The organism is Citrobacter sp. A316 (genome assembly GCF_002042945.1).
Classification (GTDB): domain Bacteria; phylum Pseudomonadota; class Gammaproteobacteria; order Enterobacterales; family Enterobacteriaceae; genus Citrobacter; species Citrobacter portucalensis.
Map to the genome: position 1 here is coordinate 81508 of NZ_MVFZ01000015.1, position 15468 is coordinate 96975.

The following is a 15468-nucleotide window of genomic DNA, read 5'->3' on the forward strand; positions in this document are numbered from 1 at the left end:
GAGACTGTTATGAGTATAAACGATGTAAATCTTTCGCGGCGGCGGTTTATTAATGGCGTCATGGCCGTAGGCGCTGCAAGTATCCTGGCCCCGCAACCATTATTCAGTCGGGCATGGGCTGCTGGTGAAACCCCGGACATGTGGATACAATCAGGCTCTCAATTTGGTGCTTTTGAGGCTCTGGTCCGTAATGGAGAATGGATTGAGACACGTCCATTTAGACATGATAAACATCCCGGTGACATGCTCAAAGCCTTACGTGAAGTCGTTTATAACCCTTCCCGGGTGCGCTACCCTATGGTTCGTCTGGACTGGTTGCGTAATAAGGAGAAATCCGATCGTAATCAGCGTGGTGATAACAGATTTGTCCGGGTTAGCTGGGATCAGGCACTCGATCTGATGTATGGTGAACTTGACCGTGTTCAGAAAAACTATGGATCCTCTGGGATTTTCACTGGGCTTGCAGACTGGCAGATTGTAGGTAAGTTACACAAAGCTGGTAGCGCAATGAATCGTGGATTAGGGCTGCACGGTAGCTATGTTAAAACACTTGGCGATTATTCCACCGCTGCTGCACAAGTTATTCTGCCACATGTTATTGGTTCTGTTGAGGTTAACGAGCAGCAAACTTCATATCCACTGGTGATTGAAAATACCAATACTATTATATTGTGGGGCTGCGACCCTATTAAGAATCTGCAAATTGAATACCTGGTTCCTGATCATCAGGCTTATGGTTACTGGCAGCAGATTAAAGAACGCGTAGCACAGGGAAAGATAAAGGTTATCAGTGTCGATCCGGTACGTAGCAAGACACAAAATTATCTGAACTGTGAACAACTGGCAATTAATCCTCAAACTGACGTAGCGCTGATGCTTGGCTTGGCTTATACCCTGTATCAGGAAAAGCTATATGATGCCGCATTCATTAAGGATTATTGTGTCGGTTTTGACCAGTTCTTACCCTACCTGCTTGGTGAAAGTGATAAACAACCGAAAGATGCCGAGTGGGCAGCAAAAATTTGTGGTCTGCAGGCAGATGAAATTCGTCAGTTCGCTCGTCTGCTGGTACAGGGACGCACTCAGTTTATGGGTGGGTGGTGTGTTCAGAGGATGCACCATGGTGAGCAGTACCCATGGATGTTAGTCGTACTGGCATCAATGGTGGGGCAAATCGGTTTACCTGGCGGTGGTGTTGGTTTTGGTTGGCATTATAACGGTGGTGGGACTATCACCTCAACAGGCCCGGTATTATCTGGACTGGGTAGCCTCAAAAACCCCCCTGCGCCAATCCACGCAGTAGATTATCGCGGTGCATCAGAGCATATACCAGTATCTCGTATTGTAGACTGTCTGCTCTCTCCTGGTAAAAAAGTACAGTTCAACGGTGAAACCTTAACGTACCCGGATATTCGGATGGCTGTATTCACTGCTGCCAACCCATTTCATGCCCATCAGGATCGTAATCGAATGATTGAGGCATGGAAAAAGCTGGAGACGGTGGTTGTACTTGATCACCAGTGGACCGCCTCATGCCGCTTCGCCGATATTGTACTTCCTGTTACGACTCGTTATGAGCGCAATGATGTTGAACAATTTGGTTCCCATTCTAATAAAGGTTTGATGGCGATCCGTCAGGTCGTTAAGCCACAATATGAAGCTCGTCATGACTTTGATATTTTTGCTGATTTATGCAAGCGTTTTGGGCGTGAGCAGGTATTCAACGAAAATATGGATGAAATGCAATTCCTGAAAATGATTTATCAGGAAGGTGTGACACAGGCGGAAACGTCGGGCATAACGATGCCAGATTTCGATACTTTCTGGAACGGTGAAGGTTATGTGGAATACCCGGCAGGAAACCCTTGGGTACGTCATGGAGATTTCCGTGAACAACCCGATTTAAATCCTCTGGGCACCCCCTCAGGTCTAATTGAAATTTACAGTAAAACAATCGCTGGATTTAATTATGAGGATTGTCCTGGTCATCCGGTATGGATGGAACCGTTTGAACGGAGCCACGGTGGGAATGGTTCGGATAAATACCCGTTGCATTTGCAATCATGCCACCCGGATAAACGTCTTCACTCGCAACTATGTTCAAGCGATGAATATCGTCGTACCTATGAAGTTGCATCACGCGAGCCGCTTTATATTGGTCCAGAAGATGCCAAAGCCCGTGATCTTAAGAATGGCGACATCGCCCGTGTTTTTAATGACCGGGGTCAAGTTCTGGCCGGGGTGGTCATAAGCGAGGACTTTGCACCAGGTGTAGTGAGAATTCATGAAGGGGCCTGGTATTCACCACTGGAGGGTGGCAAAGCGGGTACTTTGTGCACTTACGGCGATCCTAACGTGTTAAGTGCCGATAGAGGCACCTCAAATCTGGCGCAAGGGCCTTCTGCGCACAGTGCACTCGTACAGATTGAACGTTATAGCGGTGAGTTGCCTGCAGTAACCGGATTTGGCGGTCCGACAGAGGTTAAATTAAAAACCGGAGACACCGTAAATGCAGCAAGCTGAAGACATTGCCATGCAACGTGCCGGGATTTACCGCTGGTTCTCTCAGCTATTCTTTCAGGAGTTGTCGGAAGAGGCGTTATTGGGGCTCCAGCATAAAGAGAACTCGTCGCTGATCGATGCATTTAAACTTATTCCAGAGTTGCATCCGCTTAGCTGTGAGTTCGAATATCGTTTGCAAGCAGCCCTCAGTCGTAAATTCAGTCAGCAGGAACTGGCTGCAGATTTTGCGTCTCTATTTTTGTTACCACCACCAGCGGGTATCTCACCTTATGCCGGACACTACCCACATACAACTGTTTCTGAAGAACGGTTGGTAATGGGCGGTCTTTTAATGGTAAACAATTTAGCACCGCAAAATAATGAAGCATGTGATCACATTGCAGTTCAACTGGCTTTAATGGCTACTTTTATAGATTCCATTGCCTATACAGACAGTTCTTTTGAGGATCAGTCTAATTTTCTGCACCATCGTTTACTTATATGGTTACCACTATTTATTGAAGGTTGTAAGCAGCGCGATGAGTTTGGTTTTTATGCGGTAGCTGGGCAGCTACTGATAGAGTACATTCGGCTTGATGCTAAATATATTCTTGAACAGCTGTAAAAGTGATAACATTCATGGCTAAATAACCCGCTTGAAAAGGCGGGTTGTTTAATGCTCCCAGTTTTTTATTCATAAAACTCCTAAAAACTTAGATGCCATAATGCTCTTACATATTTATATACGTATGTATCAGTATGAATAGTTTTTCGATATTATCATCTTCATTACTTTCGTTATGGATGAGATACTGAACAATGGTGCTGATGTTTTGCTAACCTTCAATTTTAGCAGCAGAGTATCAGGCGAATAAGAGCGATACAGTCGCCACGCCAGTACAGCGAGACGAGCGGGCGGCGTATTTTATAGGCCGGATAAGACGCTATTGCGTCGCATCCGGCACAAAAGTTACTTACTTAAATCCAGCTGATAAATGGCGAAACCGATATCATCGGTCGCGACTTTCTTCAGCGGATACTGGCCTTTCTCTTTAATAAACGCAGCGGCTTTATCAGACGGTGATGTTTCAAAGCGAATATCCAGTGGTGTATCGCTGTGAATCGGCGCCAGACGCCAGTTGTTATCTGCCGCCGGGTGAATTTCACCAGCACGCTTCGTCTGTGCACCAATCCAGGCCGCCAGCACCGAGCGGTTTTCATCCGGAGAGGCAAACGCGATGTGGCTGTCGCCGGTTCCGGCAAATTTACCGCCGTAGGCGCGGTAGTTGTTGGTCGCGACGAGGAAGGTGGCATTTAGATCGATTGGTTTGCCGTTAAAGGTCAGATTTTTAATACGTTCCGCTTTCGGGTTAATGGTCTGACATTCACCGTCGTAGCGAGCAGGTTGTGAAACATCAATCTGATAATTCACACCGTCAATCACATCGAAATTATAGGTACGGAAGCCATCCCAGTTAATCAACGACTGTGGTTTGCTGCTGTGGATATCAATCTGATTGAACTGCCCGGCGGAACATTCCAGCCACTCTTTTACCTCTTTACCGCTGGCTTTCACCACCACCAGAGTGTTGGGATAGAGATACAAATCAGCGGCGTTACGGAAGGTTAACTGACCTTTTTCGACTTCTACGAAGCTTGCCGGATCGTTCTTGCGTCCACCGACCTTAAACGGCGCGGCGGCGGAAAGTACCGGTAGTTTTGCCAGATCCGGATCGCCCTGAATAAAGTGTTCCACATAGGCTTTCTGCGCGTTGTTCACCACCTGTACGGTCGGGTCATCCTGTACCAGCGCCAGATAGCTGTACATGTTATCGGCGGATTTACCGATCGGTTTGCTGACAAACTCACGCGTGGTGTCGTGATCGGCTTTCAGGATCTCAACGATTTTTTTGTCTTCTGCTGCCAGTGATTTTTTGGCCGCGGCGTCATAGATCGGGCGCGCCTCGGCTTTCGCCTGAGTGACCTGCCATTTACCGCTGTCGTTATTCAGCACGAGATCCACCACGCCCAGGTGATCGCCCCACATACCCGGCATCACTGCAGGAACCCCGTTCAGCGTACCTTTTGTGATATCTGCGCCTTTAATATTGGCAAAGTCTTTACCCGGGAAGACAGCGTGAGCGTGACCAAACATAATGGCATCCACGCCCGGTACTTCACTGAGGTAATAAACGGAGTTTTCCGCCATCGTTTGATATGGGTCGGCAGAAAGCCCGGAGTGAGCAACCACCACCACGACATCGGCGCCTTTTTCCCGCATTTCCGGAACGTATTTGCGTGCAGTTTCCGTAATGTCGTTCACCGTTACTTTGCCGCTGAGGTTGGCTTTATCCCAGGTCATAATCTGTGGTGGCACAAAGCCGATATAGCCAATCTTCAGCGTCTGCTTGTTCCCTTCCTTGTCGACCACCTCTGTGTCTTTGATTAAGTAAGGCGTAAACAGCGGCTTTTTGGTCTTAACGTCGATGATATTGGCGTTAACGTAAGGGAATTTCGCCCCGGCCAGCGCGTTGTGCAGATACTCCAGACCGTAGTTGAATTCATGGTTGCCGAGGTTACCCACCGCGTAATCCAGGGTATTCAGCGCTTTATATACCGGGTGAGTTTCGCCCGCTTTCAGCCCTTTAGCCGCCATGTAATCCCCGAGCGGGCTGCCCTGAATCAGATCGCCATTATCAACCAGCACGCTGTTTTTGACTTCACCACGCGCAGCGTTGATCAGACTTGCCGTACGTACCAGACCGAATTTTTCTGTTGGTGTATCTTTGTAATAATCGAAATCCATCATATTGCTATGTAAATCAGTGGTTTCCATTATACGCAGATCGACGGTCGCGGCATTGACGCTGGCTGCAATCAGCGTTGCCAGAAGCGTTGCACTAAACTTAATCATCAGGGGCATCCTTTTAAGATCTAAGCCACAAAAGAAAATGTATATAAATCTTCTTGCTTACAGAACTGTGAATCATGACATGAATATAGCGTTTAAAACCGCAGACGCTATCACAGTTGGCGGATCCCCTGACGATCGGGTATAAGTAAAACAACGAGTTAACACCACTGATATAAACGAGGTGGAGAATGCTAGAACATGTATGCCAGCTTGCACGGAACGCGGGCGATGCCATTATGCAGGTCTACGATGGAATCAAACCGATGGAGATTACCAGCAAGCAGGATGATTCTCCGGTCACGGCGGCGGATATCGCCGCGCATACGGTGATCCTCGAAGGATTACTGGCGCTGACGCCAGATATTCCGGTTCTGTCTGAAGAAGCTCCTCCTGGCTGGGATGTTCGCCAGCACTGGCAGCGCTACTGGCTGGTGGACCCGCTGGACGGGACCAAAGAGTTCATTAAGCGTAACGGTGAGTTTACCGTCAATATTGCGCTGATCGAGAAAGGAAGGCCGGTTCTGGGCGTGGTTTACGCGCCGGTAATGAAAGTGATGTACAGCGCAGCAGAAGGTAAAGCGTGGAAAGAAGAGTGCGGCGTACGCAAACAAATTCAGGTTCGTGACGCGCGTCCGCCGCTGGTGGTGATTAGCCGCTCGCATGCCGACAATGAGTTAAAAGAGTATCTGCAACAGTTGGGCGAGCACCAGACCACGTCGATTGGCTCATCGCTGAAGTTCTGCCTGGTGGCGGAAGGGCACGCGCAGCTGTATCCGCGTTTTGGGCCAACCAACGTATGGGATACCGCCGCGGGCCATGCCGTTGCCGCCGCAGCCGGAGCGCACGTTCACGACTGGCAGGGGAAAACTCTGGATTACACCCCACGTGAATCGTTCCTCAACCCCGGCTTCCGCGTCTCTATTTACTGAGTAATTTATGCAGCAGGGCAATCACCTGCTGCACCTCTTCCTGCGTTAATGCGCCATCTTTTGCCCACTGCACGCGTCCGTCCTTGTCGAGTACGACAATAGCGGAGCTCTCTTCATCCAGTTGCCAGGCTTTACGCGCAATGCCATTGCTGTCGACAATGAATTGCGACCACGGGTAGAGCTTCTTATTGCTTTCCAGACTGCTGCGCACAAACATACCTGAGCCGGGAATGGCGTCATCCGTGTTGACGATAGTGGTGGTCTGGTATTTGTCATGCGGCAGGTTGGCGGCTTTGATTGCCTCGATCAGCGTCGCATTTTTCTCTTTGGCGGAGGTGCGTCCGGCAATGTGTTGCACAATTCGCACTTTGCCTGGCAACTGCGCGCTATTCCAGCTTTTGTAGCTAAACTTATCGTTATCGAGAATCAGTTCGCCGCGATCGGCGATCCCCACCGGAGGTACGCGTTGGTCAGTCTCAAACTTATGTGCGGAGGCAATCATCGGCAGCAGTAGGCATGACAGCGCCAGCAGTTTTCGTAAGGTCATAGGTTTTCCTTCTTTCTTTTATTTTGCAGGTGATCCGACCACTTGGGTCTGGAATTTAATCATATGTGCGATTGATGCTTTTTCCCGCAAGCGCGATGCCAGTTTGCGGACGGGCGCACAAATCCTGCGAAAAATGAAGGCTTATACTGAAGACAGCGAAGCGTTGAAAAGATAATTCTGAATAATTGTAACTTGAAGGTAAATAAACTTATACACGCTGGAAACATCAACGAGATAGTCTATAGTCATAGGGCATTAAAATTTGCGCCTGAGGATTGTCGGACCGATTGTGGTACCGCAAAGGCGTAATGCTCAGCAGGAGACAACAATGAAAATTTTCCAACGATACAACCCGCTGCAGGTGGCGAAGTACGTGAAGATCCTGTTTCGTGGACGGTTATATATCAAGGATGTAGGCGCTTTTGAATTTGATAAGGGTAAGATTCTTATCCCAAAAGTGAAGGACAAGCTGCATTTTTCCGTGATGTCCGAAGTTAACCGTCAGGTCTTGCGTCTGCAAACTGAGATGGCTTGATCAAAGTGCTATGCAGTAGTTAAAAAAAACGGCTCCTGATGGGAGCCGTTGATGTTTCTGTAAGGCGTTAAGATGCCTTTGCCTCTTCTTTTGCATCTGGCAGTTTTGGTACCAGAACGGTAGGTTTGCTGTCCAGACGCGTCACCAGCAGCTGATCGATCTTGTAGTTATCGATATCCACCACTTCAAATTTGTAGCCTGAATACTTCACCGAGTCGGTGCGTTTTGGAATTTTACGCAGCATGAACATCATAAAACCGCCAATGGTTTCATAGTTGCCGGACTGCGGGAACTCGTCGATATCCAGCACGCGCATCACGTCATCAATCGGCGTACCGCCGTCGACTAACCATGAGTTTTCATCGCGCGCCACGATCTGCTCTTCCAGACCCTGGCCTACCAGATCGCCCATCAGCGTCGTCATAACGTCGTTGAGCGTGATAATTCCCACCACCAGCGCGTACTCGTTCATGATGACGGCAAAGTCTTCGCCTGCGGTCTTGAAGCTTTCCAGCGCTTCAGAGAGCGTCAGCGTGTCCGGGACGATCAGCGTATTGCGGATCTGTACGCCGCTGTTCAGCGCCATGCTTTGGTTCGCCAGTACGCGGTTGAGGAGATCCTTTGAATCAACATAACCAATGATGTGGTCGATATCTTCGTTACACACCAGGAATTTGGAGTGCGGATGTTCCGCCACTTTGTTCTTCAGGCTTTGCTCATCTTCATGGAGATCGAACCAGATAATATTCTCGCGCGAGGTCATTGAAGACGGGACGGTACGGGATTCCAGTTCGAACACATTCTCAATCAGCTCATGTTCCTGCTTGCGCAGAACACCCGCCAGCGCACCGGCTTCGACCACGGCGTAAATGTCGTCCGAGGTGATGTCGTCTTTACGCACCATTGGGATCTTGAACAGGCGGAAAATGTTGTTTGCCAGACCGTTAAAGAACCACACCAGCGGGCGGAAGACCAGCAGGCAGAAGCGCATCGGGTTGATGATACGCAAAGCCACAGCTTCTGGCGCAATCATACCGATGCGTTTCGGGGTTAAATCCGCGAACAGGATGAACAGGCCAGTAACCAGCGAGAATGACAGAATAAAGCTTAACTGCTCGGACAGCTCTGGAGCGAAGTACTTCGAGAAAAGGCTGTAAAACGCCGGGGAGAATGCGGCATCACCGACGATACCGCCGAGAATGGCGACCGCGTTAAGGCCAATTTGCACGACGGTAAAAAACATGCCGGGGTTTTCCTGCATCTTCAAAACACGTTGTGCGTTTACGTTGCCGTCATCGGCAAGCAGTTTAAGTTTTATTTTGCGCGATGCAGCAAGCGAGATCTCAGATATCGAGAAAAACGCACTCACGGCGATCAGGCAGAGAATGACTAAAATACTGTTTAACATATCTTATCCGACCGTTCAGGTCAGATCCTCGGAAGGGAGAAGTTGATACTCGTCGACTTTCAAGCCGCAGGTGCGTTAGCTGCACTCATTCACCCCAGTCACATAGTTATCTATGCTCCTGGGGATTCACGAGTTTGCCGCCTGCCTGCAACTCGAAATCCATAGAGTATAAATCCAATGGAATATTCAATGAAAACCGGTCCGAAGGGAGTGGACCGGTAATTTCAGAAGCTAGTATAGCGTAAGGCACTGTAAAGTCGCCAGAGGGGGAAATTATCCTTGTGGCGGCAGGCAAACACCAATGCCGCCAATGCCACAATATCCGTAAGGATTTTTGTGCAGATACTGCTGGTGATCGTCCTCGGCATAATAGAACGGCGTTGCCGTAGTGATTTCCGTGGTAATGGTGCGCTCGTCGCCTGCGGCGGTCATTGCTGCCTGAAAACGCTCAAGGCTGGCCTGTGCCGCGGCGGTTTGTTCCGGTGTTAACGGGTAAATGGCGGAGCGATACTGCGTGCCCTGGTCGTTCCCCTGACGCATGCCTTGAGCCGGGTCGTGATTTTCCCAGAACACCTGCAGCAGTTGATCGTAGCTGATAACATGCGGGTCATAGACGATGCGTACCGCTTCGGCATGCCCGGTATCGCCAGAACACACTTCCCGATAGGTTGGGTTTGGGGTGTAGCCGCCGGTGTATCCGGCCGCCGTGCTGTAGACTCCTGGCAATGACCAAAATAAACGCTCAACGCCCCAGAAACATCCCATGGCGAAATAAGCTATCTCCATACCGTCGGGCACGTTGGTCATCGAATGTTGGTTAACCGCATGCAGCGTTGCCACTGGCATCGGGGTGTTGCGTCCAGGTAGGGCATCTGCTTGAGTAACAAGATGCTTTCTATCAAATAAACTCATGGCCGTTCTCCCGAAATCAGTCATTTGGGTTAAGGTTGTAACGAGACGCGTCTTTGCCCACAATAAACGGCGTGAATACGTCTAGAGTTAAACATAAGAAATATTTGGGTTGTCGTCTGTTTTTCAACTCTTATTGTTGATTTTTTGTTAAGCCGAGGAACGGCATAGTATTTTTTTCCAGGGGTGGGAAAAAAGGATATTCAGGAGAAAATGTGCCACATATCCGTCAGTTATGTTGGGTGGGATTACTGTGCTTAAGTGGCTCCGCCGCCGCCGCGAATGTTCGCTTACAGGTCGAAGGATTATCAGGACCGCTGGAGAAAAACGTCCGGGCACAGCTGTCCACGATTCAAAGTGATGAAGTCACTCCAGACCGACGCTTTCGTGCGCGCGTTGATGATGCCATCCGAGAAGGGCTAAAAGCGCTGGGCTACTTTGAGCCGACCATTGATTTTGAACTGCGTCCACCGCCGGCGAAAGGCCGCCAGGTGCTGATTGCCAAAGTGACCCCCGGCGAGCCGGTGCTGATTGGTGGCACCGAGGTGATTTTGCGCGGTGGCGCGCGTACGGATAAAGATTATCTGGATCTGCTGAAAACGCGCCCGGCAATCGGCACCGTGCTGAATCAAGGGGACTATGACAACTTCAAAAAGTCACTCACCAGCGTGGCGTTGCGTAAAGGTTATTTCGACAGTGAATTTAATAAAAGCCAGCTCGGGATAGCGCTTGAGCGTCGCCAGGCGTTCTGGGATATCGATTACAACAGCGGCGAACGCTATCGCTTTGGGCATGTCACCTTTGAAGGCTCGCAAATTCGCGATGAGTATCTGCAAAATCTGGTGCCCTTTAAAGAAGGTGAAGAGTACGAGTCGAAAGATCTGGGCGAACTAAACCGTCGTCTGTCGGCGACCGGATGGTTTAATTCCGTGGTCGTCGCGCCGGAATTTGATAAAGCCCGCAAAACCAAGGTGCTGCCGCTGAAAGGTGTGGTCTCACCGCGAACCGAAAACACCATCGAAACCGGGGTCGGTTATTCAACTGACGTCGGGCCACGGGTGAAGACCTCGTGGAAAAAGCCGTGGATGAACTCCTACGGCCATAGCCTGACGACCAGCGCGAGTATCTCGGCGCCAGAGCAGGTGCTTGATTTCAGCTATAAAATGCCGCTGTTAAAGAACCCGCTGGAACAGTATTACCTGGTACAGGGCGGCTTTAAGCGTACCGATTTAAACGACACCGAGCAGGACTCCACGACGCTTGCGGTTTCTCGCTACTGGGATCTCTCCAGCGGCTGGCAGCGCGCGATTAACCTGCGCTGGAGCCTCGACCACTTTACCCAGGGTAACGTCACCAACACCACTATGCTGCTCTATCCGGGCGTGATGATCAGCCGGACGCGTTCACGCGGCGGCTTGATGCCTGTCTGGGGCGACTCTCAGCGTTATTCCATTGATTACTCCAATACTGCCTGGGGTTCAGACGTTGATTTCTCCGTTTTCCAGGCGCAAAACGTCTGGATCCGTACGTTGTACGATCGCCATCGCTTTGTGATGCGTGGCAATCTCGGCTGGATTGAAACCGGAGACTTCGACAAAGTGCCGCCGGACCTGCGTTTCTTTGCCGGGGGCGATCGCAGTATTCGCGGCTATAAATACAAATCTATTTCGCCGGAAGGTAGCGACGGCAAGCTGAAAGGGGCCTCCAAGCTGGCAACGGGCTCGCTGGAATACCAGTACAACGTGACCGGTAAATGGTGGGGCGCGATGTTTGTCGATAGCGGTGAAGCGGTCAGCGATATTCGCCGAAGCGATTTCAAAACCGGTGCCGGGGTCGGCGTACGTTGGCAATCACCGGTTGGACCTATCAAGCTCGACTTTGCCGTCCCGGTCGGCGACAAAGATGAACATGGTTTACAGTTTTACATCGGTCTGGGGCCTGAATTATGAGTTTATGGAAGAAGATAAGCCTCGGCGTGCTGATTTTTATCCTGCTGTTGTTAGGCACGGTGGCGTTCCTCGTCGGTACCACCTCGGGCCTGCATCTGATCTTCAAAGCAGCTAATCGTTGGGTTCCGGGGCTGGAGATTGGTCAGGTCACCGGCGGCTGGCGGGATTTATCACTGAAAAATATTCGTTATGACCAGCCTGGCGTGGTGGTGAATGCCGGCGAAGTGCATCTGGCCGTGGGGCTTAACTGTCTGTGGGACAGCAGCCTGTGCGTTAACGATCTGGCGCTGAAAAACATCAACGTGGCGATCGACAGCAAAAAGATGCCGCCATCCGCGCCGGTTGAGGAAGAAGAGAGCGGTCCGCTTAATCTTTCCACGCCTTACCCCATCACGCTTTCGCGCGTGGCGCTGAACAACATCAATATCAAAATCGATGACACCACGGTGTCGGTGCTGGATTTTACCTCCGGTCTGAACTGGCAGGAAAAAACGCTAACCCTGAAGCCAACGTCATTACAGGGGCTACTGATTGCCCTGCCTAAAGTGGCGGAAGTGGCACAGGAAGAGGTTGTCGAACCGAAGATTCAAAACCCGCAGCCGGATGAAAAGCCGCTCGGCGAAACGCTAAAAGATCTGTTCTCAAAGCCGGTGCTGCCGGAAATGACCGATGTCCATCTGCCGCTCAATCTCAATATTGAAGAGTTTCGCGGCGAGCAACTGCGTGTGACCGGGGATACGGATTTAACGGTACATAGCATGCTGCTGAAAGTGAGCAGCATTGACGGCAATATGAAGCTCGACGCGCTGGATATCGACTCGAATCAGGGAACGGTAAAAGCCAGCGGCACGGCGCAACTGACCGACGCGTGGCCGGTTGATATTACGTTAAACAGCACGCTAAACATCGACCCGTTAAAAGGCGAAAAGGTGAAGCTGAAGGTCGGCGGTGCGCTGCGCGAACAGCTGGAAGTTGGCGTCAATCTGTCTGGTCCGGTGGATATGGACCTGCGTGCGCAGACGCGTCTGGCGGAAGCCGGATTGCCGCTCAACATTGAGGTGGTAAGTGAGCAGGTTTACTGGCCGTTTACCGGCGACAAACAGTTCCAGGCCGATGACATTAAGCTCAAACTGACCGGCAAGATGACCGACTATACGCTGTCGATGCGTACCGCCGTGAAAGGTCAGGATATTCCTCCGGCTACTATCACGCTGGACGCCAAAGGCAACGAGCAACAGATCAATCTCGACAAACTCAGCGTTGCGGCGCTGGAAGGCAAAACCGAGCTGAAAGCGCTGGTGGACTGGCAGCAGGCGATCAGCTGGCGCGGGGAGCTCACGCTGGATGGTATCAACACCGCAAAAGCGATCCCGGACTGGCCGTCAAAACTGAATGGCCTGGTGAAAACGCGCGGCAGCCTGTACGGCGGAAGCTGGCAGATGGAAGTTCCTGAGCTGAAGCTGACCGGCAACGTGAAGCAGAACAAGGTCAATGTGAACGGTTCGCTGAAGGGGAATAGCTACCTGCAGTGGACGATCCCGGGCCTGCATCTGGAACTGGGACGTAACAGTGCGGACGTGAAAGGGGAACTGGGGGTCAAAGACCTCAATCTCGACGCGACGATTGATGCCCCAAGCCTGGATAACGCGCTGCCGGGGCTGGGCGGTACGGCGAAAGGGCTGGTAAAAGTTCGCGGTACGGTTGAAGCACCACAGCTGCTGGCGGATATTACCGCCCGTGGTCTGCGCTGGCAGGAACTTTCTGTCGCTCAGGTACGCGTTGAAGGCGACGTGAAATCGGCCGAGCAAATCGCCGGTAATCTCAACGTTCGCGTAGAGCGAATTGTACAACCTGACGTAAATATTGGCCTGGTGACGCTCAACGCCAAAGGCAGTGAAAAGCAGCATGAGCTACAGTTGCGCATTCAGGGTGAGCCGGTTTCCGGGCAACTGGATCTTGCCGGGAGCTTTGATCGCAAAGAACAGCGCTGGAAAGGAGAGTTAAGCAATACCCGCTTCCAGACGCCGGTCGGTCCTTGGTCGCTCAATCGGGCTATCGCGCTGGATTACCGTAATCAGGAACAGAAAATTAGTATCGGGCCGCACTGCTGGAACAACCCGAATGCGGAGCTGTGCGTACCGCAAACCATTGATGCCGGCGCATCGGGACGCGCGGTGGTGAACCTTAACCGCTTCGACCTGGCGATGTTAAAACCGTTCATGCCGGAGACAACCCAGGCCAGCGGCGTGTTCACCGGCAAAGCTGATGTGAGCTGGGACACCACTAAAGAGGGGCTGCCACAAGGGCAGGTTACTCTGAGCGGACGTAACGTGAAGGTCACGCAAAGCGTGAATGATGCCCCGCTCCCCGTGGCGTTTGAAACGCTGAATCTGACCGCCGACCTGCACAATAACCGTGCCGAGTTGGGCTGGCTGATTCGTCTGACCAACAACGGGCAGTTTGACGGTCAGGTGCAGGTAACGGATCCGCAAGGACGTCGTAGCCTGGGCGGTAACGTCAATATCCGCAACTTCAATCTGGCGATGGTGAACCCCATTTTCTCGCGCGGCGAAAAAGCGGCTGGGACGATCAACGCCAACCTGCGTCTGGGCGGCGATGTGCAAAGCCCGCAGCTGCTCGGACAGCTGCAACTGAGCGGTCTGGATATCGACGGTAACTTTATGCCGTTTGACATGCAGCCAAGCCAGTTAGCCGTTAACTTCACCGGAACACGCTCCACGCTGGCGGGCGTGGTGCGCACGCAGCAGGGAGAAATTAACCTGAGCGGCGATGCCGACTGGAGTCAGATAGACAACTGGCGGGCGCGTGTCGCGGCTAAAGGCAGCAGGGTGCGTATTACCGTACCGCCGATGGTTCGTCTGGACGTATCGCCGGACGTGGTCTTTGAAGCCACGCCAAGCCTGTTCACCCTCGATGGCAACGTGGATGTGCCGTGGGCGCGTATCGTGGTACATGACCTGCCGGAAAGCGCGGTTGGGGTTTCCAGCGATATGGTCATGCTTAACAATAATCTGCAGCCGGAGAAACCACAGACCGCCAGTATTCCGATCAACAGCAACCTGAACATCCACGTTGGTAATAACGTGCGTCTTGACGCCTTTGGTCTGAAAGCGCGCCTGACGGGCGATCTGAAAGTGGTGCAGGATAAGCAGGGGCTGGGGCTTAACGGGCAAATTAATATTCCGAGCGGTCGCTTCCACGCCTATGGTCAGGATCTGATTGTGCGTAAGGGCGAGCTGTTGTTCTCCGGTCCGCCGGATCAGCCATTGCTCAACATCGAAGCGATTCGTAACCCGGATGCTACCGAAGACGACGTGATCGCTGGCGTTCGCGTCACCGGTACCGCCGATGAACCGAAGGCGGAGATCTTCTCCGACCCGGCAATGTCGCAGCAAATGGCGCTTTCCTACCTGCTACGTGGACAAGGGCTGGATAGCGAACAGAGCGATAGCGCAGCGATGACTTCAATGCTTATTGGTCTGGGGGTTGCACAAAGTGGTCAGGTTGTGGGTAAAATCGGGGAGACATTTGGCGTAAGCAATCTGGCACTGGACACGCAAGGGGTGGGCGACTCATCTCAGGTGGTTGTCAGCGGATACGTACTGCCAGGTCTGCAGGTGAAATATGGTGTGGGTATATTTGACTCCTTAGCGACACTCACGCTACGTTATCGTCTGATGCCTAAGCTATATCTGGAAGCAGTGTCTGGCGTAGATCAGGCACTTGATTTGCTCTATCAGTTCGAGTTTTAGCA

Annotated in this window: 10 protein-coding genes; 6 read left to right on the plus strand and 4 right to left on the minus strand. The window is 51.5% G+C overall.

Annotation, left to right across the window (positions count from 1 at the left end):
- Positions 1 to 9 precede the first annotated feature (9 nt).
- Positions 10 to 2523 carry a trimethylamine-N-oxide reductase TorA gene (torA, locus tag BZK41_RS18145; RefSeq protein ID WP_079939061.1) on the plus strand — a complete coding sequence of 838 codons (2514 nt, stop codon included), beginning with the start codon at positions 10 to 12 and terminating at the stop codon, positions 2521 to 2523.
- A complete protein-coding gene (torD, locus tag BZK41_RS18150) occupies positions 2510 to 3127 on the plus strand; it encodes a molecular chaperone TorD (RefSeq protein WP_079939062.1) in 618 nt (205 codons plus the stop codon). The genes torA and torD overlap by 14 nt, the downstream gene beginning before the upstream one ends.
- A 345-nt stretch (positions 3128 to 3472) precedes the next feature.
- Here torD and cpdB read toward each other — a convergent pair whose 3' ends face one another.
- On the minus strand, positions 3473 to 5416 hold the full coding sequence (gene cpdB, locus BZK41_RS18155) for a 2',3'-cyclic-nucleotide 2'-phosphodiesterase (protein WP_139762623.1): 1944 nt from the start codon (positions 5414 to 5416) through the stop codon (positions 3473 to 3475).
- Between the two features lie 188 nt (positions 5417 to 5604).
- On the opposite strand from cpdB, the gene cysQ reads away from it, so the two are divergent.
- Positions 5605 to 6345, plus strand: a complete 741-nt coding sequence (gene cysQ / locus BZK41_RS18160) for a 3'(2'),5'-bisphosphate nucleotidase CysQ (protein ID WP_079939064.1) — start codon at positions 5605 to 5607, stop codon at positions 6343 to 6345.
- On the opposite strand, the gene BZK41_RS18165 is transcribed toward cysQ, so the two are convergent.
- Positions 6335 to 6892, minus strand: coding sequence for a YtfJ family protein (locus BZK41_RS18165; protein ID WP_003830421.1), 558 nt, complete (start codon positions 6890 to 6892; stop codon positions 6335 to 6337). The genes cysQ and BZK41_RS18165 overlap by 11 nt on opposite strands.
- 328 nt (positions 6893 to 7220) lie before the next feature.
- Between BZK41_RS18165 and BZK41_RS18175 the strand changes: the two genes are divergently transcribed.
- A complete protein-coding gene (locus tag BZK41_RS18175) occupies positions 7221 to 7427 on the plus strand; it encodes a DUF1107 domain-containing protein (RefSeq protein WP_003025710.1) in 207 nt (68 codons plus the stop codon).
- 67 nt (positions 7428 to 7494) lie between these two features.
- On the opposite strand, the gene BZK41_RS18180 is transcribed toward BZK41_RS18175, so the two are convergent.
- A complete protein-coding gene (locus BZK41_RS18180) occupies positions 7495 to 8835 on the minus strand; it encodes a hemolysin family protein (protein ID WP_079939065.1) in 1341 nt (446 codons plus the stop codon).
- Between the two features lie 273 nt (positions 8836 to 9108).
- On the minus strand, positions 9109 to 9747 hold the full coding sequence (gene msrA, locus BZK41_RS18185) for a peptide-methionine (S)-S-oxide reductase MsrA (protein WP_079939066.1): 639 nt from the start codon (positions 9745 to 9747) through the stop codon (positions 9109 to 9111).
- A gap of 212 nt (positions 9748 to 9959) precedes the next feature.
- Here msrA and tamA point away from each other — a divergent pair, with 212 nt between their 5' ends.
- Positions 9960 to 11693, plus strand: coding sequence for an autotransporter assembly complex protein TamA (tamA, locus tag BZK41_RS18190; RefSeq protein WP_003025718.1), 1734 nt, complete (start codon positions 9960 to 9962; stop codon positions 11691 to 11693).
- Complete coding sequence (gene tamB, locus BZK41_RS18195; RefSeq protein WP_079939067.1) at positions 11690 to 15466, plus strand: autotransporter assembly complex protein TamB; 3777 nt, start codon at positions 11690 to 11692, stop codon at positions 15464 to 15466. The genes tamA and tamB overlap by 4 nt, the downstream gene beginning before the upstream one ends.
- The last annotated feature ends 2 nt before the right edge of the window (positions 15467 to 15468 follow it).

Coding starts and splice junctions, on each gene's coding strand:
- torA (WP_079939061.1), top strand. CDS start 10: ATGAGTATAAACGATGTAAATCTTTCGCGGCGGCGGTTTATTAATGGC.
- torD (WP_079939062.1), top strand. CDS start 2,510: ATGCAGCAAGCTGAAGACATTGCCATGCAACGTGCCGGGATTTACCGC.
- cpdB (WP_139762623.1), bottom strand. CDS start 5,416: ATGATTAAGTTTAGTGCAACGCTTCTGGCAACGCTGATTGCAGCCAGC.
- cysQ (WP_079939064.1), top strand. CDS start 5,605: ATGCTAGAACATGTATGCCAGCTTGCACGGAACGCGGGCGATGCCATT.
- BZK41_RS18165 (WP_003830421.1), bottom strand. CDS start 6,892: ATGACCTTACGAAAACTGCTGGCGCTGTCATGCCTACTGCTGCCGATG.
- BZK41_RS18175 (WP_003025710.1), top strand. CDS start 7,221: ATGAAAATTTTCCAACGATACAACCCGCTGCAGGTGGCGAAGTACGTG.
- BZK41_RS18180 (WP_079939065.1), bottom strand. CDS start 8,835: ATGTTAAACAGTATTTTAGTCATTCTCTGCCTGATCGCCGTGAGTGCG.
- msrA (WP_079939066.1), bottom strand. CDS start 9,747: ATGAGTTTATTTGATAGAAAGCATCTTGTTACTCAAGCAGATGCCCTA.
- tamB (WP_079939067.1), top strand. CDS start 11,690: ATGAGTTTATGGAAGAAGATAAGCCTCGGCGTGCTGATTTTTATCCTG.